This is a genomic window from Alkaliphilus hydrothermalis (assembly GCF_016908555.1).
Taxonomy (GTDB): domain Bacteria; phylum Bacillota; class Clostridia; order Peptostreptococcales; family Natronincolaceae; genus Alkaliphilus; species Alkaliphilus hydrothermalis.
In genome coordinates this window covers 162,849-188,240 of the sequence record NZ_JAFBEE010000001.1, presented here as the reverse complement: position 1 = coordinate 188,240, position 25,392 = coordinate 162,849, and the positions used below count along the sequence as shown (strand labels likewise).

At 37.2% G+C, this 25,392-nt stretch carries 29 protein-coding genes; all 29 read right to left on the bottom strand.

All coding sequences use genetic code 11. The features are described 5' to 3' along the window. Nucleotides 1-25 precede the first annotated feature (25 nt). The 29 genes from JOC73_RS00965 to fliI all read right to left on the bottom strand — a co-directional run bounded on the left by JOC73_RS00965 (nt 26) and on the right by fliI (nt 25,387). Nucleotides 26-751 carry a FliA/WhiG family RNA polymerase sigma factor gene (locus tag JOC73_RS00965; RefSeq protein WP_204399968.1) on the bottom strand — a complete coding sequence of 242 codons (726 nt, stop codon included), beginning with the start codon at nt 749-751 and terminating at the stop codon, nt 26-28. A gap of 31 nt (nt 752-782) precedes the next feature. Further along, the gene (locus JOC73_RS00960; protein ID WP_204399967.1) at nt 783-1,271 is read right to left on the bottom strand and encodes a chemotaxis protein CheD; all 489 of its coding nucleotides are present in this window, start codon (nt 1,269-1,271) and stop codon (nt 783-785) included. After that, nucleotides 1,271-1,888 carry a chemotaxis protein CheC gene (locus JOC73_RS00955; protein WP_204399966.1) on the bottom strand — a complete coding sequence of 206 codons (618 nt, stop codon included), beginning with the start codon at nt 1,886-1,888 and terminating at the stop codon, nt 1,271-1,273. Before JOC73_RS00955 ends, JOC73_RS00960 begins: the two co-directional genes overlap by 1 nt. Before the next feature lie 19 nt (nt 1,889-1,907). Continuing rightward, nucleotides 1,908-2,357 (bottom strand): chemotaxis protein CheW, encoded by a 450-nt coding sequence (locus tag JOC73_RS00950; RefSeq protein ID WP_207755024.1) that lies wholly within the window; start codon nt 2,355-2,357, stop codon nt 1,908-1,910. A 12-nt stretch (nt 2,358-2,369) separates the two neighbouring features. Then, complete coding sequence (locus JOC73_RS00945) at nt 2,370-4,460, bottom strand: chemotaxis protein CheA (protein WP_204399965.1); 2,091 nt, start codon at nt 4,458-4,460, stop codon at nt 2,370-2,372. Between the two features lies 1 nt (nt 4,461). Further along, nucleotides 4,462-5,544, bottom strand: a complete 1,083-nt coding sequence (locus JOC73_RS00940) for a protein-glutamate methylesterase/protein-glutamine glutaminase (protein WP_204399964.1) — start codon at nt 5,542-5,544, stop codon at nt 4,462-4,464. A 1-nt stretch (nt 5,545) separates the two neighbouring features. Beyond that, nucleotides 5,546-6,190 (bottom strand): flagellar brake protein, encoded by a 645-nt coding sequence (locus JOC73_RS00935; protein WP_204399963.1) that lies wholly within the window; start codon nt 6,188-6,190, stop codon nt 5,546-5,548. Between the two features lie 10 nt (nt 6,191-6,200). Then, nucleotides 6,201-7,103, bottom strand: a complete 903-nt coding sequence (locus JOC73_RS00930; RefSeq protein WP_204399962.1) for a MinD/ParA family protein — start codon at nt 7,101-7,103, stop codon at nt 6,201-6,203. 4 nt (nt 7,104-7,107) lie between these two features. Beyond that, nucleotides 7,108-8,331 carry a flagellar biosynthesis protein FlhF gene (gene flhF / locus JOC73_RS00925; RefSeq protein WP_204399961.1) on the bottom strand — a complete coding sequence of 408 codons (1,224 nt, stop codon included), beginning with the start codon at nt 8,329-8,331 and terminating at the stop codon, nt 7,108-7,110. A gap of 1 nt (nt 8,332) precedes the next feature. Next, nucleotides 8,333-10,357, bottom strand: a complete 2,025-nt coding sequence (gene flhA / locus JOC73_RS00920) for a flagellar biosynthesis protein FlhA (protein WP_204399960.1) — start codon at nt 10,355-10,357, stop codon at nt 8,333-8,335. Nucleotides 10,358-10,369: 12 nt separating this feature from the next. Next, the gene (gene flhB, locus JOC73_RS00915) at nt 10,370-11,455 is read right to left on the bottom strand and encodes a flagellar biosynthesis protein FlhB (protein ID WP_204399959.1); all 1,086 of its coding nucleotides are present in this window, start codon (nt 11,453-11,455) and stop codon (nt 10,370-10,372) included. A 7-nt stretch (nt 11,456-11,462) separates the two neighbouring features. Next, nucleotides 11,463-12,254, bottom strand: coding sequence for a flagellar biosynthetic protein FliR (fliR, locus tag JOC73_RS00910; protein WP_204399958.1), 792 nt, complete (start codon nt 12,252-12,254; stop codon nt 11,463-11,465). Between the two features lie 12 nt (nt 12,255-12,266). After that, entirely contained in the window at nt 12,267-12,536 is a 270-nt protein-coding gene (gene fliQ / locus JOC73_RS00905; RefSeq protein WP_204399957.1) for a flagellar biosynthesis protein FliQ, read from the bottom strand. Nucleotides 12,537-12,546: 10 nt separating this feature from the next. Then, a complete protein-coding gene (gene fliP / locus JOC73_RS00900) occupies nt 12,547-13,341 on the bottom strand; it encodes a flagellar type III secretion system pore protein FliP (RefSeq protein ID WP_204399956.1) in 795 nt (264 codons plus the stop codon). Beyond that, nucleotides 13,328-13,741: a flagellar biosynthetic protein FliO gene (locus tag JOC73_RS00895; protein ID WP_204399955.1), complete on the bottom strand. Its 414-nt coding sequence runs from the start codon at nt 13,739-13,741 to the stop codon at nt 13,328-13,330. Before JOC73_RS00895 ends, fliP begins: the two co-directional genes overlap by 14 nt. Before the next feature lie 12 nt (nt 13,742-13,753). Beyond that, complete coding sequence (locus tag JOC73_RS00890; protein ID WP_204399954.1) at nt 13,754-14,116, bottom strand: response regulator; 363 nt, start codon at nt 14,114-14,116, stop codon at nt 13,754-13,756. A gap of 160 nt (nt 14,117-14,276) precedes the next feature. Beyond that, on the bottom strand, nt 14,277-15,446 hold the full coding sequence (gene fliY / locus JOC73_RS00885) for a flagellar motor switch phosphatase FliY (RefSeq protein WP_204399953.1): 1,170 nt from the start codon (nt 15,444-15,446) through the stop codon (nt 14,277-14,279). Next, nucleotides 15,439-16,434 carry a flagellar motor switch protein FliM gene (gene fliM / locus JOC73_RS00880; RefSeq protein WP_204399952.1) on the bottom strand — a complete coding sequence of 332 codons (996 nt, stop codon included), beginning with the start codon at nt 16,432-16,434 and terminating at the stop codon, nt 15,439-15,441. The genes fliY and fliM overlap by 8 nt, the downstream gene beginning before the upstream one ends. Nucleotides 16,435-16,446: 12 nt before the next feature. Then, on the bottom strand, nt 16,447-16,863 hold the full coding sequence (locus JOC73_RS00875; RefSeq protein WP_204399951.1) for a flagellar basal body-associated FliL family protein: 417 nt from the start codon (nt 16,861-16,863) through the stop codon (nt 16,447-16,449). A 19-nt stretch (nt 16,864-16,882) separates the two neighbouring features. Beyond that, on the bottom strand, nt 16,883-17,629 hold the full coding sequence (locus JOC73_RS00870; protein WP_204399950.1) for an OmpA/MotB family protein: 747 nt from the start codon (nt 17,627-17,629) through the stop codon (nt 16,883-16,885). Then, entirely contained in the window at nt 17,622-18,413 is a 792-nt protein-coding gene (locus JOC73_RS00865; RefSeq protein WP_204399949.1) for a flagellar motor protein, read from the bottom strand. The genes JOC73_RS00870 and JOC73_RS00865 overlap by 8 nt, the downstream gene beginning before the upstream one ends. 23 nt (nt 18,414-18,436) lie before the next feature. Beyond that, complete coding sequence (locus JOC73_RS00860; protein WP_204399948.1) at nt 18,437-18,640, bottom strand: flagellar FlbD family protein; 204 nt, start codon at nt 18,638-18,640, stop codon at nt 18,437-18,439. 85 nt (nt 18,641-18,725) lie between these two features. Beyond that, complete coding sequence (locus JOC73_RS00855; protein WP_204399947.1) at nt 18,726-20,108, bottom strand: flagellar hook protein FlgE; 1,383 nt, start codon at nt 20,106-20,108, stop codon at nt 18,726-18,728. An 82-nt stretch (nt 20,109-20,190) separates the two neighbouring features. Beyond that, nucleotides 20,191-20,568 carry a TIGR02530 family flagellar biosynthesis protein gene (locus JOC73_RS00850; RefSeq protein WP_243427817.1) on the bottom strand — a complete coding sequence of 126 codons (378 nt, stop codon included), beginning with the start codon at nt 20,566-20,568 and terminating at the stop codon, nt 20,191-20,193. A 34-nt stretch (nt 20,569-20,602) separates the two neighbouring features. Then, complete coding sequence (locus JOC73_RS00845; protein ID WP_204399946.1) at nt 20,603-20,968, bottom strand: flagellar hook assembly protein FlgD; 366 nt, start codon at nt 20,966-20,968, stop codon at nt 20,603-20,605. An 18-nt stretch (nt 20,969-20,986) separates the two neighbouring features. Next, entirely contained in the window at nt 20,987-22,321 is a 1,335-nt protein-coding gene (locus JOC73_RS00840; RefSeq protein ID WP_204399945.1) for a flagellar hook-length control protein FliK, read from the bottom strand. 39 nt (nt 22,322-22,360) lie between these two features. Next, nucleotides 22,361-23,599, bottom strand: a complete 1,239-nt coding sequence (locus tag JOC73_RS00835; protein WP_204399944.1) for a hypothetical protein — start codon at nt 23,597-23,599, stop codon at nt 22,361-22,363. Nucleotides 23,600-23,609: 10 nt separating this feature from the next. Then, nucleotides 23,610-24,053 carry a flagellar export protein FliJ gene (gene fliJ, locus JOC73_RS00830; protein ID WP_204399943.1) on the bottom strand — a complete coding sequence of 148 codons (444 nt, stop codon included), beginning with the start codon at nt 24,051-24,053 and terminating at the stop codon, nt 23,610-23,612. Between the two features lie 17 nt (nt 24,054-24,070). After that, nucleotides 24,071-25,387: a flagellar protein export ATPase FliI gene (gene fliI, locus JOC73_RS00825; protein WP_204399942.1), complete on the bottom strand. Its 1,317-nt coding sequence runs from the start codon at nt 25,385-25,387 to the stop codon at nt 24,071-24,073. Nucleotides 25,388-25,392: the final 5 nt, after the last annotated feature.

Here is a 25,392-nt window from a genome sequence, read left to right as displayed (position 1 = left end):
ACCAAAATGAACACCCTTCAAATCCTTAATCCGAAAACTTTGACTTTAACCTTGATATTGCTTTTGTATGCAATTGAGATACCCGTGATTCTGATACCCCTAAAACGTTACCAATTTCTTTATATGTCAGTTCTTCGTAATAGTATAAAGTAATTACCTGTTTTTCTCTATTGGGTAGATAATCAATGCTCTCTTTGAGGATTTCATAGGCCTCCTGATTGCACACAATACTCTCTGGAAGAAGCTCTTCTTCCCCATACAAGTGACCGATGTTTACATCTGTTAACTTTTCCTCCAATGAAAGGATATGCAGGTTATTAACTTGATTTAACAGGGATTGGAAGTCATTTATAGAGAGCCCCATCTCCTTAGCAACTTCCTCATCAGAGGCTCTACGCCCCAACGAATTATCCAACTTGTGGTATGCTAGGTCTAATGTTTTAGATTTTTGCCTGATGGACCTTGGTACCCAGTCTAAATTCCTAAGTTGATCTATTATTGCTCCTCTTATACGGATTTGGGCATAGGTTTCAAATTTTACACTCTTGTCCAATTCAAATTTATCGATGGCATCAATTAAACCAAAAATACCATAACTGACAAGATCGTCATATTCCACATTAGATCCATAGGTAGTATATAGTCTTCCTGCAACCACCTTAACTACTTCAATGTAGTTTTCAATTAGAGCTGCCTTAGCTTCAACATCTTTATTTGCTTTGTAATTTTGCCATAGGGTTAAATATTCCATAAAGACCTCCTGGCTCTCATAAGTAGTATCATTAGATTGTCTTAACTCCATATCCAATTGTCTTTACTAGTAGGTCACCTGTTTCAGTATAAAACTCTATTGTTCTACCATAGTTACCACCAGTATCCTCCGCTAATATAGGAATCTTGAGATTTTCCAAAATTTCCTTAGTTGAAAGAGTATTACGATAACCTATCTTCATTAAATCACTGCTACCGTTTCCAAAGGAGAACATCTGGGACCCCCCAGCGATTTTTGCTGTTAATCTAGCTTGACTGGCTCCTAGTTTTATCATTTCATTAATCATTATTTCAATAGCTGTATCAGCAAATTTAGCCTTATTAGAATTGTTTTTAATCTGGTTACTATCAGGTAACATTATATGGGCCAGTCCAGCTATTTTTTTAAATCGATCATAAACGGCTATCCCAACACAGGAGCCTAATCCTAAGGTTGTTAACACGTCAGGTTCCTTCACTACCTTTAAGTCTGCCATTCCTACCTTTACAATAGTTTGCATTAGCTATACACTCCCAAACTTCTTAGTAACTTTTCAAAGGATCCACTATCTGGAATCAAGAAGAAATTACCCTTTACTTCGTAATCTCCCTCAGTTAGTATTGTTTCAATTAGTAGTACATTGTCAAAGGTTTGTGAAAATTGAATTGCAGGAACACTTAGGATTGCTCCTGCCATGTCAATACAGAGGGATGGTACAGATAGCTTCAAATTTAACCCTGTTAAAGCAGATAGGGAGGAAATGTATGACCCAGATAGAATATTGCCTATTTCCTGAAGAGCGGAACGGTCCATATCATCAAGATCTCCCGTATAATCCTCACGGCCCATAAGCATGCTGGTTAAGACTTTTGAAGATGAGATATCTAACAGGAACATGATATTACCATCTATATCTCCTTCAACTTGAAAATAAATTCCTGCAACCACCATTTCTTCCCCTCCTAAGACAGAGGCTACATCTTCAAAGGAAAGTAATCTTACATTCGGTACATCCATATCAATCCGCTTCTGAATCATTTTAGCTAGTGCTGATGCTGCATTTCCAGATCCGATGTTTCCAACTTCCTTCAAAACATCCAGGTACATGTTATTCATTTCTTCTAATGTTAAGCTCATGGGCTCACCACCTTCTAAATTAGTTTTCTATTTCTGCAACGCCTAACATCTTGTAGACATCAACAATGATAATCATACGTTCATTAACTTTTCCTATACCATTAATATAGTCATCATCGAAGGTGTTCACTAGACTAGTAGTATGATCAATCATATCATTTTCGATGGTTAATACTTCAGAAGAACCATCTACTAATATTCCCACCACCATCTCTTCTAGGGATAGAATAATGATTCTAGTTTCATCGCCAATCTCTTTACCTCCTAATGAAAATCGCTTACGTAGGTCTATAACTGGAACAACCTCTCCCCTTAAATTGAGTACTCCTATAATATAATAAGGGGCGTTTGGGACTCTAGTAATTTCGGAAACCCGTTCAATGGTCTCAACAAAGTTTATTGGGAGACCATAATCCTCATTTTCCAATCTAAATATTACAAACTGATTGTTTTCTATTGCTTTACTCATGATCTTCCCTCCTTAGAAAAATGAATTTGTATCTACAATCAAGGCAACTGATCCATTACCTAATATTGTAGCTCCAGCAATTGCTTTTATATTAGCTAGGTATTTACCAAGGGATTTGATTACAATTTCCTGTTGACCAACTAAATGATCCACTACAACCCCTACTGTTTTATCTCCCTTTTTAACAATAACAACTACATATTCTTCATGATCTTCCGAAGCAGAAGTAACATTTAAAATATTGGATAGTTTTAATATTGGTAATGTCGCGTTACGGTATAAAACAACCTCATGGTTTTGCACTTTTCTAATTGTGTTAGCTTGAATAGTAGTAATCTCCTTAATTGAGTTAAGGGGAATCGCATATTTTTCACTACCCACCGTTACTAACAATGCCTGAATAATAGCAAGTGTCAGAGGCAATCTAATTGTAAATTTACTTCCTTGTCCTTGCTTGGTATCTACTTCAACAACACCCCCAAGGGTTTCAATCTTTGTCTTTACTACATCTAAACCCACACCTCTACCTGAAATATCAGAAATTTTATCAGCTGTACTAAAACCAGGATGGAACAGTAGTTGGATAATATCTTTATCCTCCATGAGATGACTTTGTTGAGGTGTAATGACTCCTCTCTCAAGAGCCTTAGCCTTAACCTTATCGATATTAATTCCCTTACCGTCATCCTCCACTTCAATAACTACGCTGTTTCCATCTGGATAAGCAACTAATCTTACTGTACCACTCTTATTTTTATTGCCCTTCTCTCTTGTAGCTGGATCTTCAATTCCGTGGTCGATGGAATTTCTAATCAAGTGAATCAATGGATCTCCGATTTCATCAATGACTGTACGGTCAACTTCAGTATCTTCACCGCTCATAAATAGAGAAATTTCTTTTCCTAACTCCTTTGATAGATCCCTTACCATACGGGGGAATCGATTAAAGACCCTTTCAATCGGAACCATTCTAACCTTCATAACTGCATCATGTAGGCTAGTGGTAATTCTCTCAAGATATTCAATGGCATCGTGCATATTTTGTCCTTCTTTTCTACCGGTGTCATCAATATCCTCAAGTCTTGTTTTAATAATGATTAGCTCACTGACAAGATTCATTAAATTATCTAATCGGTCAATATCTACCCTAACGGTCTTACCTGTTTTGTTTCTCTTATTCCTACTTTCGTCACTTCTCTCATTTCTGAGCAAGGGATTTTGTGCTCCCATTTCTTCATGAACTATGGAAGTTTCTTCATGATCCATATTTAACTTAATATTAATATCAATGTCAGTATCAGAATCTTCTTTGATTACAGTATAATTTTCCTGTAATCTAATAATGTCAAATGAATGGATTTCCGAAATTGACTCTAATTCCTTTTCAAGGATTGAAGCATCCACCTTACTAATTAAAATCAATTGAAAATCCAAATCAAATTTTTCGTCCTCAAGGTCCTCTATGCTGGGGTTTGAGTAAATTACGTCGGAAAGTTTTTCTAAAGTATTTATAATGATATATGCCCGCGCTGATTTCAACATGCATTTGCTATCCAATGTAATCTTTAAATAATAGGGGTTTAGTTCCTTGCTAATGGCAGTTAAAATAATGTCATGAACATATTCACTGATCTCAATATCTGCCATAACAACTTCTTGTACTACTTCTTCATCTACTTCTTTCTCCAGGGCACTTGCCACTTCTTTAGTAACTATTCCGCCGCTATCCTTTAGGGAAGCCAGTACCTGAATTAACTCAGCGGAAGTATCTGGCCCTTCACTTCCTTCAGTTTCAATTAAATTAATATAGTTCTCTAATTCATCAAAACAGTTGAATAAAATGTCGATAATATTTTCGTGAACTGCCATTTTACCACCACGAATTGCATCTAAAACATTCTCCATTTCATGGGTCAAATGAGCAATATTTTGAAAGCCCATTGTACTGGACATCCCCTTTAAGGTATGGGCAATTCTAAATATTTCATTGAGCATATCCATATCCCCTGGGGAGTTTTCCATTTGAAGCAGTATTTGATTCATACTTTGCAGATGTTCTTTTGATTCTTCAATAAATATGTCCATATATTGATTCATATCCATTCTACAGCACCTCCAACCTATTTAATATTGAATTAATAATTTTTTCCAATGGTAATATTTCATCTACTACCCCTAGTTTTACTGCACTCTTTGGCATGCCATAAACAACGCAGCTTGCCTCATCCTGGGCAATTACATATGAATTTGATTTCTCTTTCAACTGCTTTAGCCCTTTTGCACCATCGGCCCCCATTCCTGTCATGATAACTCCAATCATACTTCTACCTTTTATATTCATAATTGACTGATACATGGCATCAACAGAAGGTCTATGACCTGACACTGGCGGTCCTTCATTGAGATGAATGTACAATTCTTGATTTTTATTCTGCATTACTTCTAAGTGTCTGTCTCCTGGGGCAATATATACAGTTGCTGGTAAAATTTTTTCACCATCTGTAGCCTCCTTTACTGGGATTTGAGAGATCGCATTCAATCTATCTGCTAAAGATTTTGTAAATCCTGGAGGCATGTGTTGAACAACTAAGAAAGATGCAGATACTTGAGGGGGAATTAATGGTATAATTGATTGTAGTGCCCTAGGACCCCCGGTTGAAGTGCCAATTGCGACGATTGGCTGTCTTTTTGTATCAAATTTACGAGTTCTCGGTTCTCTATTTACAATATTTACAACTGGTGTCTTCATCAGTTCAGTTTTCTTTTCTTTACAATTTGCATTGGCAGCAACCTTAATCTTTTCCACCAAATCGTTTTTAATTGCGTCGGCATTAATCATAAACACGCTGGAGGGCTTCTGGATGAAATCAACTGCTCCAGCCTCCAAAGCCATAATAGTAGCATCTGCCCCCTCTGAGGTTAAACTACTAAGCATTACCACTGGCAAAGGATTAGTAGCCATAATATGCTTCAAAGCATTTAACCCATTCATGATTGGCATTTCAACATCCATAGTCACGATATCTGGCTTAAGAAGTTGGACTTTTTCGATAGCTTCCTGTCCATTTCTGGCAATACCAACGATAGATATCTCAGGGTCACTGCTAAGCATGTCTGATAAAATCTTCCTCATAAAGGCAGAGTCATCAACAATTAATACTTTTATTGGTTTATGATCTAGTCTCATTTTATATCAGTCCTTTTTTTCTAAGTAAGCGTTGTCTTTCAAATATGAAGGACACAATTTTACTTCTGGTATTTTCTGATATATCCTTGAAGCTGATTCCTATGACATGTTCATTGATATCAGGTTCCCGATAACTTCTCACTACTCTACCAGAAACTTTAATAATTTCGTTATCTCTTAAATGAATTGTACAATCAACTTTAGTCCCCACCGATAGAGGCGTTTTAGAGTAAACTTTCATACCCCCACCACTTATGTCCTTCATCATACAATCTATTTCTTCATCTTGATCCCTAGGCTTTAGTACTACCTTCCTAACAAGCTCTAGACGATAATAAAATCTTCTTTGAATTTTATCAGCCTCTCCTGTTGGTACGATTTCATAAATAATCAGACTTTTATTAATTCTTTTCTTCACCACTGCATTAAATCTAAAAATCCCCTTGTCTCCCCGATAAAATATCACCTTGATTTGATGACCTAAAGTTAGGGGGTAGGGTATCCCTTGCTTAATTGGGTTAATAATTAGTAAACTATCATCTCTAATGTCGATAACTTGGCTAACTATTTGTTCATCTGCGCTGGCAAATTGCCTTGATTCTATCTCTATCCGTTCTCCTATCTTTAGCTCTGATAGTATATGCATTATCTCACTCCTATCTAAATAAACTTAATACCCTATTGAAAAAACCACCTGTGGAAATACCCAAATCCTTTTCAACTTTGTCACTGGTAAGTTTGCAAGCAATCAGTTCCATATTCTTGCTAACGGGACTAGCGGGAAACTGTATGATAAAAGGCTGTTGGAGTTTTACTGACCTACTTACATGAATATCCTCCAACAAGTATCCTAACTTTTCAATATTGATATTAAGAAATTTATTACTGGCATTTTGAATTTTTTCGAAGGTAATCTTTCCTTCGTTGATGCTTTCAACGCGATTAATCAACAACTTTAACTTCTTTCCTGGATCCTTCATTCCAATTGTTTTAATCATTGCGTAGGCGTCGGTTATTGCAGTAGGCTCTGGTGTGCAAACCACAATGACTTCATGGGCTGCTAATACAAAGGAAAGAACAGATTTAGATAATCCTGCTCCTGTATCAATCAGTATGACATCCGCATAACTATTGATAGAGTCAAACTTACTAATCAAATGTTGAATCTTGTCTTGTGGCATATCAATTAAATCAAGTAGTCCTGAACCACCGGAAATGATTTTAATCCCATTGGGCCCTGTAACCATGATATCCTCCATACCCTTATCCCCTTTTATTACATCCAAAAGGCTAAACTTAGGTAAAATCCCCATGACAACGTCTACATTAGCCAACCCTAGATCAGCATCTATGATTATCACCCGCTTATTTTGCTTGCTGAGGGCAATGGCTAAGTTAAGGGTAAAGTTTGTTTTTCCAACTCCCCCTTTACCACTGGTAACACATATAATTCGTGCAGTGTCAGTAGTCACGGTTTCTTTAGTTTTCTCGACGATTGCAGTATTAAAGTTTTTTCTTTGTTTTATGATTTCTCTTAATCTAGCTGCTTGATCTTGCATTGGATTAAGCCTCCTTCATTAAAAGGCTTACAACTTTATCGGCGTTCATTACTTCAATGTCATCAGGAACGCTTTGACCTGTAGTAAGATATGATATTGGTTTTTGGGTCCGTAATGCAGTGTTGATGATGGTTCCATAAGTAGTCGCCTCATCAATTTTAGTTAGTATAATTTTATAGTGATTAATAAACTGATATGTATCCAGGATTTCTCGAATATCGTTGTTTTTAGCGGTACAACTAACTACAAGAAAAATTTCCTTCTCATCAACTTGATCCAAAAGAGCTTGTAACTCCATTATCTGTTGCTTATTTTTATGACTTCTACCTGCTGTGTCCACCATGACAATATCCTTATGATTAAGTTTATCTATTGCTCTGTGAATTTCATTCGCCCCATAGATTACCTCTATTGGTATATTTAAAATTTCACTATAAACCTTTAATTGCTCCACAGCAGCAATTCTATAGGTATCTGCACTGATAAAGCCCACCTTCTTTCCCTCATTAAGGGCATATTGGGCAGCTAGTTTTGCGATGGTGGTGGTTTTACCTACACCAGTTGGACCTACAAAGAATAATACCTTTGACTTTAGCTCATCGCAAGAGTCAGTGACACATCTATTAATTACCTTTTTGAACTGATCTTCAATTTCCCCTTTGGTGGTTTCGGGATTTAGGTGATTATCCAACTCCTCAATAATCTTATCTAAGATTTCCTCTTCAATTTCCTGTTCTTTTAGTAAATTGTATAATCTTTCAACCTCTTTATTTTGACACTCTTTGATACTATTCGGCAAGTTCTTTGCGTTAACCTTCTTTACAACAGTAGAAAGCATACTTTTTATTTCGGCAATCTCTCTAATAAGTCCTGGATCATTATTTCTTGAAGCTGGTTTCACTTGAGATTCCATAGCCAATGGCTTAAATTCCTGTTGTTTTCTTTCTTGTGCCTTTTCCATTATTGCCTTTAGGGCATCCTCTGATGCTGATGCTGTTGTTGCCTTAACAGCAGGATTTGCCACGGACTTAATAACCGGTTGTAGAGTTTTGGTTCTTGTATCTTCAAGGGCTGCAACAATTTCTATAACGGGCTTTTTAAAATATCCGAATAATCCCTTTTGCTTAACCCTTCGCTGATGAAGGATAACGGCGTCGGGCCCCAACTCTGCCCGTACCTTCATCATAGCCTCATGATTATTTGCCCCAAAAACTTTTTTTACTTTCATATTAGATATTCACCATCCCTATTGATTCAATCTCAACTGTTGGTTCAACTTCATTATAGGATAGAACGATTAAATCTGAGGTCAATTGCTCAGTAAGTCGCTTAAAATATAGTCTAACTATTGGTGCGGTGATCACAATTGGTTGTTCGCCTAAAGAAGTTAGTTTCTGCACTTGATATGAAAGGTTGTTTAAGATTCTCTGAACAATATCTGGATCTATTGAAATAAAATTGCCTCTTTCAGTTTGCTGTATAGAATCAATAATTCTTTGCTCAAGTCCTTGATCTAGTGTGATTACTTTTGTTGGCTGACCCATAATGAACTGCTTTGTGATGACCCTTGACAATGCTTGACGAACATACTCTGTCAACATATCAGTGTCCCGCGTCGCATTGGAGTAATCGGCTAAGGTTTCTAAAATAGTCACCATGTTTCTGATGGAGACTCCTTCCTTTAGAAGATTCTTCAAAACCTTTTGAATATCGCCTAACCCCAACTGATTTGGCATAAGCTCCTCCACCAAGGCTGAGTGATTTTCTTTAACATTATCAATAAGCTTTTTAACCTCTTGTCTACCCAATAGTTCGTGGGAATGCCTCTTGATAATTTCTGTAAGATGGGTAGATATAATAGAAGGTGGATCAACAACAGTATAACCAAAGATTTCTGCCTTTTCCCTCTCCTGCTCATTAATCCATTTTGCTGGCAAACCGAAGGCGGGCTCTATTGTGTCGATTCCCTCCAGCTCTCCATCAGCCATGCCTGGGTTCATAGCTAAATAGTGGTCAAATACAATTTCTCCAGCACTGATCTCAATTCCTTTTATTTTTATGATATATTGATTAGGCTCCAACTGAATATTATCCCTCAAACGAATCATTGGTACGATAATTCCCAGTTCTAAAGCACATTGTCTACGAATCATCACTAAACGATCAAATAAATCGCCTCCTTGGCCTGCATCCGCCAGTGGAATGATTCCGTAGCCAAACTCTAGCTCTATTGGGTCTACATTTAGCAATGGTAGAACATTTTCTGGTTTTCGCTTTTCCTCCGCTGTTTCTTCAACAACATCTGGCACTTCCATCTCTTGTGATTTTTTCAACTCTTTCCTTAATTGAAATCCAAGGTATAGGAAACCCAAAGACAAGGTCATAAATGGGAAGAATGGTAGTCCTGCAACACCTAACACGAATAATACACCCGATACAATAAACATAACCTTTGGTTGGTTAAACATCTGTTTGATTAGGTCATTTCCAAGATTCCCTTCAGAAGCTGCTCTAGTCACCACAATACCCGTTGCTGTTGAAATTAACAGAGCTGGTATTTGACTTACTAAACCATCTCCCACCGTCAACAGTGTGTATTTCGAAATAGAAGCTCCAAGCTCTAATCCGCCAGCCCATCCAATGATAAACCCTGCAATGATATTTATTATGGTAATAATAATTCCTGCGATGGCATCTCCCTTAACAAACTTACTGGCTCCATCCATAGCTCCATAAAAATCGGCTTCCCGCTGAGTCTTCTTCCTTCTCTCCCGTGCTTCTCGGTCATCGATTAATCCTGCATTTAAATCTGCATCAATTGCCATTTGCTTACCTGGCATTGCATCCAAGGTAAATCTCGCTGCCACCTCTGCAACCCTCTCGGAACCCTTTGTAATTACCATAAACTGAATAATGATAATAATTAAGAAGACGATGAATCCTACAATGGCGTTTCCCTGCATTACAAACTGCCCAAAGGTATCAATCAAGCTACCAGCAGTCCCCTTAGATAAAATGTATCTAGTGGTGGTGATATTCAAGGATAATCGAAAGAGGGTGGAAATCAACAGTATCGAAGGAAAAATCGAAAACTGTAGCGCTTCTTCAGTGTACATGGCAATAATCAAGATCAGTAATGCCAATGATATATTAAAACTCAGTAATACATCCAATGCTCCTAAAGGGATGGGGATGATAATAATGATGACTATAGAAATGATTGCTAAAACAACTAAAATATCTCCAAATTTCATTAATTGACCCCCTTAGTTTTTATTATTAATTCGATAAACATAAGCCAAGACCTCTGCCACTGCTTGATAAAGATCTGGTGGTATAGCATATCCGATCTCGACAGTAGCAAAAAGTGTTCTTGCCAGCGGTTTGTTTTCCACAATCGGCACTTGATGTTCTCCACCAATTTTTTTTATTTGCTGGGCCATCAAATCCTGACCCTTTGCCAATACCCGTGGTGCATCTAAGGATTTAGGATCGTACTGTATTGCAATGGCAAAGTGAGTCGGATTTGTAATAATCACATCAGCCTTCGGTACATCCTGCATCATTCTTCTCATGGATATTTGTCTTTGTTTTTCCTTTATCTTGGATTTAATCTGAGGATTCCCCTCAGTTTGCTTATACTCTTCTTTTATTTCTTGCTTTGACATTTTTAAATTTTTATAGTAATCGTATCGTTGATAAAAATAATCCAAAAGTGCAATAAATACCAAAATCAAACCTGCTCTATACCCGATCCCTAGGGCTAATGTTTTTAATGTGCTAATAATGGACAACACATCCATTCCTGTGGTCTTAAAAATACTTTCCAGTTGCCCTTTCCCATAGTTTATTACCACATAACCAACAAAAATAATTTTAATTAAGGATTTACCAAGTTCCACTAGGGACTTCATTGAAAAAAGTCTTTTAAAACCTTCAAGGGGATTGATTCGACTGAATTTTACCGACAGTGTCTTAGTGGTAAACAGGAATCCCACCTGCATATAACTGGAAACTAATCCAATTAAAAAGCAAATACCCGCTATTGGTATTACCGTCAAAAATAGATAATATACTGATGTAACCATCAGCTGATAGATATTTCTTTGGGTGAATAGGTGTTCAAGTGTTAAATAGTCTTCGTATATATATTTTGTGAGCTGATGGATATTTTCACCTATATAGGATGAAAACAAACCAATTCCAGCAAAGGCACCAAGCATCATAAAAGCAGAGACTACTTCCTTACTTTGAAGTACTTGTCCCTTTTCTCTAGATTCTCTAATTTTCTTTGGGGTTGGTTTTTCAGTTTTTTCTTCTGAAAACAACTGTAAATCAATTATAAGTTCCATTATGTCATCATCCCTTTGATAGGATTTTCAGTATATCGAAAACCGACTCAAACATTCTGTTAAATAAAATCTCTGAAAATGGGATTACAAATGGTAACGTAATCAAAATCATCACCATCCCAACTACAATCTTCAGAGGCATACCGACAACAAAAACATTCATTTGGGGCATTGTTCTTGCTAAAACCCCTAGTAGTATATCGACTAAAATAACTGTAATCAAAACTGGTGCACTAAATTTAACAGCTAAAATAAATATTTCTGAAAAAATCATAGTCATTTGGACAACTACATTATCTCCAATGGTAAAGGTGAACCCCACTGGTAAGAGCCTATAACTACCCACTAAAGCTCTAATCAGCAAATGATGGCCATTCATAACAATAAAGAGCAGAGAGATGATATTATTATAAAAATTCCCCATAATGGGGACCTGAGTATTGGTCTGGGGATCAAAAACATTTACCATACTAAAACCCATCTGAACATCAATAATCGTACCTGCTACATAGATGACAGTAAAATAGGTGAAGGATATAAATCCTATAAGAAGTCCAATCAAAAACTCCATCATAGAGTAATATCCTAACTGCAGAAATCCATTGATTTCTAACATGTAGCCCTCCCCTAAAGTAGGTAGAAGTATGAAGGATATAGTGGCGGAAAGTCCAACTTTTAATAGCATAGGAAAGTTATTACGGGCAAAGACTGGTGCTGCAACAAATATCCCAGTCACTCTTATCAAAATTAGAATAAAAAGGTTGAAATTAGCCAATATTGTGTTTGTCAATTGTTCCATAGTAATCACTCTTTACTGTATAAAACTACTTAGATTTGAAAACAAGTTAGTCGTAAACTCTATCACTGTAGATAACAACCATGGGCCAAATATTACTATAGAAGCAAAGATGGCTACGATTTTAGGTATAAAGGCTAATGTAGCCTCCTGAATCTGGGTTGTAGCTTGGAAAATACTCACTGCTAGACCGGCTAAAAGCCCTATTCCCAGCATCGGTGCTGATAAGATTAATATAGTATACAATGTTTGTTGTCCTAGTTCTATTACCACTGCCTCATTCATATGTTCACCTCTACTTAAATCCTGTTATAATTGAACGTATTATCACATTCCAGCCATCCACCATTACAAATAATAATAATTTGAAGGGTAAAGAAATCATGGCTGGGGGTAACATCATCATCCCCATGGACATTAAAGTACTGGCCACCACCATATCAATAACGATAAATGGTAGAAAGAGGACGAAACCCAATTGAAATGCTGTCTTTAACTCACTAATAATGAAGGCTGGGATCAAGGTTGACGTTGCAATATCGTCAAGGTTTTCAGGCGCTTCACTATTTGAAACTTCAATGAATAACGCTAAATCCTTTTCTCTTGTTTGTCTGAACATAAACTCCCTCAAAGGTTCCATTGCAGCTTCAAGTGCTTCTACATCAGAGATTTCTTCAGCTAAATAGGGTTGAACAGCATTTTGATTAATATCTGATGCAATAGGAGCCATAACGAAAAAAGTTAAAAATAATGCCAGGCCTATTAAAACCTGAGTTGGAGGCGTCTGTTGTGTGGCAATGGCATTTCGAATAAAGGATAAAACGATAATAATTCTTGTGAAAGCAGTCATCATAATCAAAATAGACGGCGCTATGGATAAAATCGTCAATAAGAATAGAATTTGTATTGACGTTGCCACCTGCTGTGGATTTTCTGCTTCTTCAATATTCAATCCTATCCTTGGAATGGGTAATGATGTTTGTCCATAGACTTCAAAAGAACCTAGAAAACAAAAAATCATCATTACGACTAAGATTATACCAACTTTGTTAAAGGTTTTTCTTTGTTTTTCTGTTTTAGCTTTTATCATCTGTGTTACCACCATTACCTTTTCTATGACTAGTATTTAACTGAGAATCCTTAAATTTCTTTAGGATATATCCCATTGGGGTAGGCATTGATGCTCCTGTTCCTTCCTCTACAGAAGGAACAAACTGAGGACTCTTATACCATTCTTGAATATCTATGGCATCTAATACTGTTACCTGTTTACCTTGGTTCAACAATAAATATACTTTGTTCTTAATTTGAATAATGGTTACTGTTGCTTGAATGCCAATTGAAGTTCTTTCGAGAACCTTTACCGTGGATGTCTTCAGCAGTAAGCCATTTGATTTTTTGGTGACTAAGATGGTTGTCAAGTAGGCAAGAATACAAACTACGCCTACTGCTACCAACATCATCATTCCACCATATATTTGCTCTATCATACTTCCACCAGCTTAACCAATTACTTTCTTTACTGCCTCGATAACACGATCAGCCTGGAAAGGCTTCACAATAAAATCCTTTGCTCCTGCTTGAATTGCCTCGATTACCATTGCTTGTTGTCCCATGGCAGAACACATAATTACTTTGGCATTTGGATCAATCTTCTTAATCTCCTTCACAGCTTGGATCCCATCAACTTCTGGCATTGTAATATCCATAATTGTAAGGGCTGGCTGTAGCTCTTTAAACCTTTCAATAGCTTTAGCTCCATTTTCAGCTTCTCCAATCACCTCAAAACCATTTTTTGAAAGTACATCTTTAATCATCATTCTCATGAAAGCTGCATCATCAACGATTAAAATTCCTTTAGACATCAGAAACTCCTCCTTAAAATATATGTGTTTTTCTGCTTGTTTACTTCTGAATGCGCATTGTACAATTTACGATAAAAGTCGTCTATATTGTATTATATAATTTATACTTATATGAATTCAATCGATTTTCATATCCTATTTTAAAATCTTTTAATTTTTTTTATAATTTCCCAAACCTTTTAGCTGAATTAACAATATCTGTAATACGAATACCGTAATTTTCATCTATTACGACAACCTCACCCTTAGCAACATATTGTCCATTAACCAAAATGTCCAATGGTTCACCTACTAGTTTGTCTAACTCGACAATAGTACCTGGCCCAAATTCTAGTATTTCACTAATTCTTTTAACTGTTCTACCTAACTCAACTGTAATATTTAACGGTACGTCTTGGATTAAATCAATATTTACAGGTACCCCTTTATTGCTAGGCTCATCAAATGATTGAAATTGCAATGGTTGTACATTTACTGGGTTAACCACCTGCGATTGAGGTTGTGGCTGCATTTGTGGTTGTACCTGCGGCTGTACAAGGGGTTGAGGAGCTGGTTGCTGTGGTATTTCAACACGAGCTTCTTGGTGCTGCACTGATGCTGGTTGTGGGATTTCTACAGGGGTTGACTTAATCACTTCCTGTTGAGGCATACCATAAGCATTCATTAACTTATCCACCATCTCTTGAGCAAAATCCAGTGGAATCAGCTGCATGATCTCGCTATCAATTAAACTTCCTATCTCCATTCTGAAAGAAATTTTAATGAATTTCATTGTTAGTTCTGGAAATACATCTGTAAAGTCCTTTGAATTAAAGTCAAGTCTAAATACCCTTGGTGGACAGATATCAATTTTCTTAGAGAACATCTCCGAAAGTGACGTTGAAGAAGAACCCACCATTTGATTCATAGCTTCACTTATTGCACTTAAGTGTAGCTCTGATAAAGGCTCTGAACTAATTTGTCCACTTCCGCCCATCATTAAGTCAGTGATAATCTTTACATCATCTTCCTTTAAGATCAAAACGTTTAATCCCTTTATTCCTTCCTTATACTTAACATCAACTGCTACAAAGGGAAGTGGGTGTTGATCGGATAATTCATTTATATCTAATAGGGACACCTTTGGTGTTGTAATATTCACTCGATTTCCCAATAGGGTTGATAATGCAGTAGCAGCCGTACCCATGCTGATGTTACCAATTTCACCAATGGCATCCTTTACATCTTCGGCAAAGTCTTCATATTCCTCTTCATGGCTGGTATCGGGCGTGGAGGAGCTACTTCCACTGAGTAGTGCATCTATTTCTTCTTGGGATAGCATATTACTCATCTAGTTCATCTCCTTTCTTTTCAATCCTTGTAATTCGAACGGCTAATTTGTTTTTAGCGGTTCCAGGTACCCCGAAATATTTATGTTTGTCTCCAACCTGAACTTCGATTTCTTCGTTCACTGGATCATCCAACATAATTACATCGCCTTTTTGTAGTTCAAGAAAATCTTTAACTGTAATTCTAGTACCCCCAAGGATAGCTGCAATATTTATATGACTTCTTTCGACCCTTTTCTTTAGGGTGTGTTTATCATTATCTGTGACGGATTTGCTAATACTAGAAAACCAGAACTTTGTACTTAGCTTTTCTAATATTGGCTCTATAACGATATGGGGAATACATACATTCATCATTCCCTCTACTTCACCTATTTTTAGACTCAAAGTAATTAGAGCAATGGTTTCATTGGGTGAAACAATTTGCACAAACTGGGAATTAGTTTCAATCTTATCTAATTTGGGCTGTAACTCGATCACATTTTCCCAAGGGTCAATCATTAAATCAAGAATTTGCTTCATGAGCTTTTTGATTAATGTAATTTCAATCTCAGTGTAGGTTCTCTTTTCATCAAATGGTTTCCCATTTCCACCTAGAATTCGATCTATAAAAGTAAAAGCAATTGAAGGAGAAACCTCCATTACGATTTGTCCTGTAAGAGGATAAGGATTGACTACTGTAAGGACTGCTGGATTTACAATAGAATTGCTATACTCATAATAAGCCAATTCCTCTACGTTCAAAACTTCAGTGTGGATATAACTCCTTAAGTATCCAGATAAGAAGGTATTCAATAGTCTAGAAAAGTTCTCATGGATAATCTGTAGTGTCCTAAGTTGATCCTTCGCCAGCTTCTTTGGACTCTTGAAGTCATAGCTTCGAATCTTCTTCTCTTGCTTTTCTTCTTTAATTTCTTCAGCGTCTACCTCACCGGTACTTATGGCTTTCAACAAGGCATCAATTTCATTTTGTGATAATATATCCGACAACTACTTCACCTCCTACTGGATAATGTAGTCGATAAAATAAACATTCGTAATTTCATCAGAATTCACTACCCTTGATACTATTGCTTTGATTTCATTTCTAAGTTTTTGCTGTCCCTTTAAGTCCAGTATGTCCTCTGGTTTTTTAGAGATTAGAGTTTGAATAATTCCATCCCTCAGCTCAGAGTTTTTCTCTAGAAACTTTTCAGGTAATTTTTTATCACTGGTTTCAATCACAATCGTTCCTTTAAAATAAACCCTAGTGCCACTGAGGTTTGTTGTGAAATCCCCCATCGTGTACTCATAGGTCTTAACTTCCTTTGCTGCTTCTTGCGGATTTCTGAAAACAGCAAAATATAATATTGTCCCAAATACCAAGCCTGATAGAATACAACCAATCAGAGCGTATACTATAATTTTTTTAGTCTCCATAAATCATCCTCCATTTTATCTAGGGTAAAGAAATCTCATCTTCTGACCTCAATATAACTATATCTACTCGGCGATTTTTAGCTTTATTTTCCATCGTATCATTAGTAGTCACTGGATGATATTCCCCATACCCAGAGGCAGAAAATCGAGCTGGCTCAAGTTCAATCTCCTCTATTAAATACCGTACAACATTGGCTGCTCTTGAAACAGATAACTCCCAGTTCGTTTCAAATTTTGAATTAGGACGTAGAGGATCTGTATCCGTATGACCTTCAATTCTTATATGCTTTCCCTTAAACTCTTCAGCAGCTAAAAATTCAGCTAAATAAATAAGAATCTCCTTTGAGGTGTCCTTTAGGTCAGCTTTACCTGAGTCGAAAAGAACATTATCTTGAAATCTTAGGACTAAGCCCCGGGTTTCAAGAGAAACTAGAACGTCTGTATTAAGCCCTTTATCAGCTAAATATTGCTCTATCAATTCTTGAAGTTTTTTAAAATCTTCCCACTCTTCCAGTTGGTTTGTGATCTGATCTTCCTTCATCGCCTCAGATATATTTGGAGATGGTTCAACAGTTTTACCTGAATCAAGAATCCCTATGGAACCATTAAAAGAGGATATAATTGCTTCAAATTTTTGAACATCAATCTCTGAGAAGGAAAAAAGTAGTACGAAGAAGCAAAGTAGTAAAGTCACCATATCTCCATAGGTGGTCATCCACAATGGCGCACCTGCAGGTGGACTTTCTTCTCGTTTTTTTCTAGCCATTGGCACCCACGCCTTCCTGTTTATGATCCAGTGTCTCCCTTACCTTTGGTGGTAAGAAGGCCTTTAGTTTTTCTTCAATAATTCGTGGATTTTCCCCTGCCTGTATAGAAAGTAATCCTTCCACCATAATTTCTTTTCTCTGGATTTCTTCCCTACTTCTAAGCTTCAGCTTATTGGCAATCGGTAGAAAAATTAAATTTGCCAGTAAAGAACCATAAAAAGTAGTGATTAAGGCAACAGCCATCGAAGGGCCTATTGAAGATGGGTCATCCAATTTTTTTAACATGTTTATTAGTCCTATTAAAGTACCAACCATCCCGAAGGCTGGCGCATATGCCCCCATTGCTTCAAAGATTCCTTGTCCATTCTTATGACGTTCCTCTACAAAGGCCAACTCAGTTTCCAATAGATTTCTTACTAATTCAGGGTCAGTACCGTCAACAATCAGCATGACTCCTTTTTTAAGAAAATTATCATTGACACTTTCAGATGCTTCCTCTAGAGCTAGTAACCCTTCTTTTCTTGCAATATTCGCTAGGTTTATAATCTTGTGAATGATATCACCTGGATCCTCCTGCTTATGGGTAAAGGCTTTAGAAACAACCTTCATAGCTTCCAGTACCTTTTGCATAGGATATGCTACAAAGGTAGCTGCAATTGTTCCCCCCATAACAATCAAGATGGATGGTAAATTGAAGTATGATACAATATCACCGCCATCCATGATTCCCATAATAACGAAACCTAAACCCACTACAATTCCTATTATCGTTGCTATATCCAAGACTACACCTCATTTCTATGGTTCTATGTATTTTTCTCTAAGAAACCAATGTTGATTTTTTGTCTGTATTCTATAACCAATCTAATAATCTCATCTGCACTGTTGGAAACCACCATCTTGTGACCATTAGTTAAAGTGATGACAGTATCGGGAGTTTCCTCCACCAACTCAATCAATTCTGCATTGATGATGATTTCTGATCCCCTGAGTCTCTTTAATTTAATCATGGTTATCTTCCTTTAAGTCCCCTAGCCCCTAAGGGACTAGGGGGATTTTTTAATATTTATGTAACATCATGTTTATTGCCTTTTACTATCGTTTCATGTTAACAACTTCTTGAAGCATTTCATCGCTGGTGGTAATGATTCTTGAGTTTGCTTGGAACCCTCTTTGAGTTGTAATCATATTCGTAAACTCCCTTGAAAGGTCTACATTGGACATCTCCAACGCCCCAGGGTTTAAGTTGCCGAATCCACCAGAACCAGGTACTCCTACAATGGCTTGTCCAGAGTTGGAGGTGTTTCTATACATATTGGAAGCTGTCTTCTCTAAACCAGCAGGGTTCTTGAAGTTTGCTAAAGCAATTTGCCCTAATAATTTTCTCTGCCCGTTATCAAAAACCCCCATAATTTCACCAGTGCTGGCGATGGTAAAATCATCTAACGTTCCCTGCTTAAAACCATCTATACTCGTAGCAGAAGCAGTAGATGTATTTGCAAACATTGTTAAGTTATTATAATCTATTTCGAAGTTAACTGGTCCCGCACCATTCGTTAGTGGTGCTCCAATCACTAAATTTAGAGTGGTTGGACTAGAAACTTTTCCATTGAGATCAAATTGAACAGCTGCAGCAGCTCCAGAGAAGTCACCGGCACCAGCGTGATACATACTGCCATCAGCATTAATATAGAAGGATTCCACAGTAAATGTACTTGGAGCGTCTGAGGTCTTAATAAAGGCTTGCTTTATTCTATGAATTCCCCCTAAGTTGTCATACACCTCATAGGTGGTTTCTCTAGCCACTGAATCTTCATATAAAGGGTTGATTTCGTAAGCAGTAGCACCACTTGGTAATGCTTTTTCCATATATACAAAAGTCGCATCAGCTCCAACTGTTCCAGCTGGAGGTGTTGTATAAGTGGTAGTGGTTACCGTTTCACTATTTAAGTTGCCTTCAAACCCAACATTTTCAGTAATCTTAGCATCAAAGGTTGTGGCTTTAGAAACCTGTAGTCCCTCCATATTAGACTGTAGTACTCCATTCGCATCTGCTCTGTACCCCAGCACTTTGTAGCCATCTGCAGTAACTAAATTACCAGCTTGGTCTAATGCAAAGTTACCAGCTCTAGTGTAACTCCTATTCAAGTAGTTTGGATCATCTGCAACAACAAAGAAGCCATCACCATTTACCATTAAGTCTGTATTATAGTCAGTTCTTTCCACTGCCCCTCTAATATGAAAGGTATCCATTGAAGCGATGTTAATTCCTAGACCTACTTGCTGAGGGTTTGTTCCACCTTTTCCTGCTTGTGGAGATCCTGCACCCCTAAGGGTTTGGCTGAACACCTCTTGAAAGGTTACCCTAGACCCCTTAAAACCTACTGTATTAACATTGGCAATATTATTACCGATAACGTCCATTCTTGTCTGGTGGGCTCTTAATCCCGAAACAGCAGAAAACATTGATCTCATCATAATTAACGACCTCCTATCCTTATAATTGGTACTCCATCCCATCCATCAATCAGGGATGGTAAGCCTCCTAAGTCGGTCCGGCTTAGATCATTACAGCACCATCAATATTGGTAAAAACACTTTCCTTCAACTGATCTCCAACCGCTGCCGTTATAATGGTTTTATTCGCCACACTGGCAACAAAGACTCTGTTGTCCATCATAATTAAAGTTTCTTTAATGCCTTTTTGGGAAGCAATGCCAAAGGCTTGGTTTAGCCTCTTTATGTCCTGAGGCGACAAATGAATGTTCCTCTTGTCTAATCTTTCAATAGCATGCTTAGAAAATTTAATCTCTTGATTTTGTAGAATCTGATTTTGGAGAATCCTATTAAAACTGGTTTGGTCCCTATAGTTCTGCTTCAGTGGTTGCATCTTAGGCTGTTGTAAGGAGTTGTTTTTAATTTTAATGTCATTATACAATTTACACCCTCCTAACATCCCTAATAAAATCTATTTACTTGCTTTCCTCCACCGCAATTAAACGGTCTGATAGCTTCGTTATAGAATCATTAATGGAGTCTAATGTATTGGCTATGGTGGTTTGACTTTTCACCAAGTTATTATTCATTTGCATAATATGATCCATTATAGAGTTTTGAGAGGTTTGCATATTCTCGTTTAGGTTTTTCATTTGCTCTAATGATGTAAATTGAGCCATCTGAGCAATAAATTCCTTGTCCTCCATAGGCTTTAGTGGATCTTGGTTTTTCATTTGTGTAATCAATAGTTTTAAGAACATATCCTTATTCATTTCATTGGAATTTTTCTTTTGATTCGGTTCATAGGTTTTGTAATTGCCTGCAACTTGTGATACATCCATCAGGTATCCCTCCTTCTTTTATGCTAAACCATTAAATTTTGAATTAACAACATAAGGATTTTTACTCCCCCCCTCCTCTAGGAAGGTTGACGCCTCTGTCCCCACTAAATTAGCTTGATTTACCCGCCTAATTTTTAACTGTTTGTTTCTTTGTCTTTGAGGGTAATATTGAGATCTGTTAAAATCTTCTTGGTTATGACCAACCGCTACCTCTAGCTTAGTAATATTTAGTCCTTTATCTCCTAGAGCAATCTTTAATTGATTTAAGTTGGCGTCAATCATCTCCTTGATGTGTTGGTTCTCAGCGAACATTTTAGCCGTCATAGTGCCTTTATCAAGGGAAATATTGATATGTAGGGTTCCAAGATTTTCTGGAGTAAGCTGTATTTTCATCTCACTTTTACCCTTTTGCACAAGAATTTGTACCTTATTGACTACCTCTTGAACTAAAGCCTTGGCATCCACCTCTGGTAATGTCTGCACTAAAGTTGCTTCTAGTTTTTGCGTGAACTTAGCTGGATTTAAAGAAACATCTCCTCTATTAAGGGGTAATTCACTTACTTCCTCAACAGACACCAACTCTTCAGCAGATTCTGCAGACTCTGTTATCGTAACATCTTTGCCCTTGCCCTTAGGGTTTAAATCAATTTGATCAAATAAAACTTCTTCATTTCCCTCTAGGGTGGGGGCTTGTTCAACATCTACATCCTTGGAACCATCTGTTGCATGGTATGAGGTTGCAACTGTTTTTTCTTCTGTACCTGCAGCAAAATTTTCACCCGAAGAAAGACTTTCTTCAAGATGAGAAACTTTTTCATTTACTTGCTTAATCAAAGCTGGTAGAATTTCTTTGATACTGTCTAGTTTAATCGTGCCTTCTTCAAAAGCCAAGTCTACGCCAGATGCATTTAGAGCTTCTTGTAGCTTTAAGAGTTCTCCCTTTAAAAGTTCAGGGCTAATAGATTCCAACAAGCCTGCAATCTCACCTAATATAGCTAATGCTTCGTCTGGATTGATATTTTCTTCCTCAAGCTTTTTAAGTAATAGCTGTAATTCCATTAAAGCTGCTAACTCCTGCTCTACTTTAGAATCATTTTCAATCTTGTCCTCCTCTTCTATGGGAGTTTGATCTTTGAGATTTTTCATTTCAGAAGCATTATTAGCTTTAGGCTCTTTTTTTACTGGACCCGGCTGAGTAATTTCCTTTTTCTCAGGGGCTTTAGTATCTTCAGAGGTATTCCTAGCACCATTAAGTACAGCATTAAAATCACTGTTGCCATTTGTTCTGCTATTTTTTTGTTGCTGCAAACTATGTGTAATATTAACTGCCTTAATCATCATATCTACCATCATTTTTCATTTCACCTCCCTTCACATTAAGTTCAAGCCGTATTATTTAGTAACTAATTTTTTTGATAATTCAACAGACTTTGAAGTCTCCAGTTCCTCCATTAATTTAGCAACTAATGTTGGCTTTAGCCTTCTAAGTACATCCACCACCAATTGCTCTTGAGTAAAAATAATTTCTGTTCCTTCAGGCAACTGGTGCCTTTTGTAGGTACGTTCCGTCTGTAACATTTCATTTACTAGGCTGGCTAGTTCGATAATGGGAAGTTTTTCATATACTTGTGCTAACTCCTGCAATTTCTTTTCATACTCTTGTTGTATTAAGGCTGAAGCAGCCAAATGATTGGATAGTCCACTGGTTTCAGTGTTTAAATTTTCTAACTCAGTGATGGCTTTGTAAAGATTACCGATAAATTCCTGATCCTCCACCCTAGCTAATACCTCTCCAGCTAGTCCAATTGGTAGCTTTTGATATAGTTTTGCTAACTCACTGATATTGTACTGATCAGCAGAGCCTATTTTTTGAACTAATTCCTCTAAGGGAGTTTCTTTATAAACCTCTGCCAAAGATGCTAGCTCTTGGTTGCGTAATCTGTTTGATTCAATGACTTTCTCTATTTCTGCTTTTTTAGAAGGTATTAATCTAGCTTCTACTTTATCTTTTATTTCTTGGTTGAGGCCTTCAAGAAACAAGGCACTCTGCTCTACTGGCAACTTATCAAACACAAGAGGTAAAAGTTCTATTGAAAGCTCACCAGAATTAAAAGTTCTTTCGATCTCTTTAATGGCTCCATTAGTATTAAGGGAGGAATAATACTCAATAAGTGAATCCACCGTTTCCTCCTGTTCAACATTTATTTCTGTAAGGAGCTGTTGATAAATATCGCTTTTTAGTTCTCCTAGACGTAGGGTTTCCTGTACCCTTGCAGTCTTGGATGGATTTTCACGGTTTAGCAAAATCATAAATTCGTTAAAAAGTGATTCATCCTTAGACTTGATAATTTTGAGTTTATCAACAAGCCGATGATCTTCATAAGTAGCATATTTCTTTGCAATTTGTATTTTTAATAAATCTTTTTCTTCTTTAGTAGGCTTCTTAGCAAACACGTCCCCTAGCTTACCTGGTAAATAATTAGATAGGGTTTCATCGGCTTTATATCGAAAGTTTTCATCCGCATAGTAGATTATGCCTACTGTTAAGAGAGGTACCATTAAAAAAGTAACGATTATAATGATAATAGGCTTCATAATTCCATTTTTCTTTGCATCTTCACTACTGGCCATTTTATCCTCCTTATTTACAAGCTGCTTTGAAGGAAACCAATTGATCTATAAACATTTCTTCGTCCTTCAGCTCCATATAATGGTGGTCTTCAAAATCTTTTTCTTTAATTCGGTTAAATATTTTTGTTTGCTTTTTCGCCTCCATCAATTGTAGCCTACATTGGTCAACTTTGTTTTCCCATTGATTTACGTTAGTCCTCTGTTGATTAATTTGTCCGTCTATAAACTCTAGTTTTAAAGCGTAGTGTTGTAGGTCTCTAATCTGAAGCTTTTTTTGGCTGTTGATTCGAATTTCACTGGCTACTTCATGTCTTCGTTGCAACAAGCTGGTTAGATGTTCTTCCTCTTGTAGTAATGACTTTGTTGCTATTCCAAGATTATTTTTTTCATTTTCTTCATTCTTTTCTTTTAAGTTCAGAATTGTTTCAAATCGATAGGAAAATCTTCTAGCCACTTTGTTACCTCCTTTGCTTAATCTTTAAATAGTTGTTTGAGATGTACTAAGGTTTTTTCGTAGGAAGATTCCTCATGGGTACTCTGTCTTAAGAATTCATTAATTGCATCTATTTTAGCTATAGCATAATCTATTTTGGGATTTGTGCCCCGAGCATAGGCTCCAATATTTATCAGATCCTCTGCCTCACGATAGATTGATAGGATTTCTTTTATTTTAAAGGCGATGGATAAGTGTTCTTTGTCAACAATATTGTTCATAACACGACTGATACTTGCTAGCACATCAATGGCTGGATAGTGATTTTTATTAGCAAGCTTCCTAGATAGAACAATATGTCCGTCCAAGATTCCCCTTACAGCATCGGCTATTGGTTCATTCATATCATCACCATCCACCAGTACAGTGTATAAACCAGTAATAGCTCCTTTATCAGATGTTCCTGACCTTTCCAATAACCTTGGTAAAATAGCAAATACCGATGGAGTGTATCCCTTTGTTACCGGTGGCTCTCCGATGGCTAGTCCCACCTCCCTCTGGGCCATAGAAAATCTTGTGAGGGAGTCCATCATTAACATTACATTTTTACCTTGGTCCCTAAAATACTCAGCTACCGAGGTAGCTAATAGGGCTCCCTTAAGTCTAACAAGGGGTGGTTGGTCCGATGTTGCCACTATCAGAACAGAACGACTTAATCCTTCCTCCTGTAGGTCATTATCAATAAATTCCTTAACCTCTCTACCCCGCTCTCCAATCAGTGCAATAACATTTACATCCGCTTGCGTATTTCTGGCAATCATCCCCAACATGGTACTTTTACCAACTCCACTCCCGGCAAAGATACCTATCCTTTGACCATTACCACAGGTAAGTAATCCATCAATTGTCCTTACCCCCACAGATAGTGGCTGGCTAATTTTAGTTCGTGCCAGTGGGTTTGGCGGGATTCCCATAGCAGGATATGTCCTATGGGTGCCTAGAGCACCTTTTCCATCTATCGGATTACCTAGCCCATCTAATACTCGACCTAAAAGTTCATCTCCCACCTTGACTCTTAGGGTGTCACCTGTAGCCTCTACAAGACTACCAGGACCAATCCCCTCCATTTCCCCAAGAGGCATCAAGAGAACATGTTTCCCCTTGAAGCCCACTACTTCAGACAGAACAGGTACCGCCCCTTTAAGGGGATAGATAATGCATACCTCTCCGATCTTTACAGCAGGTCCCTGGGATTCAATAGTGAGGCCGATTACTTGTGAAACTCTACCAGTATATTTAATTAAGTCAGTCCTATCTAAGTTGTCATAATATTTTTTTAGTAGACTAGTCTTCATCTGCT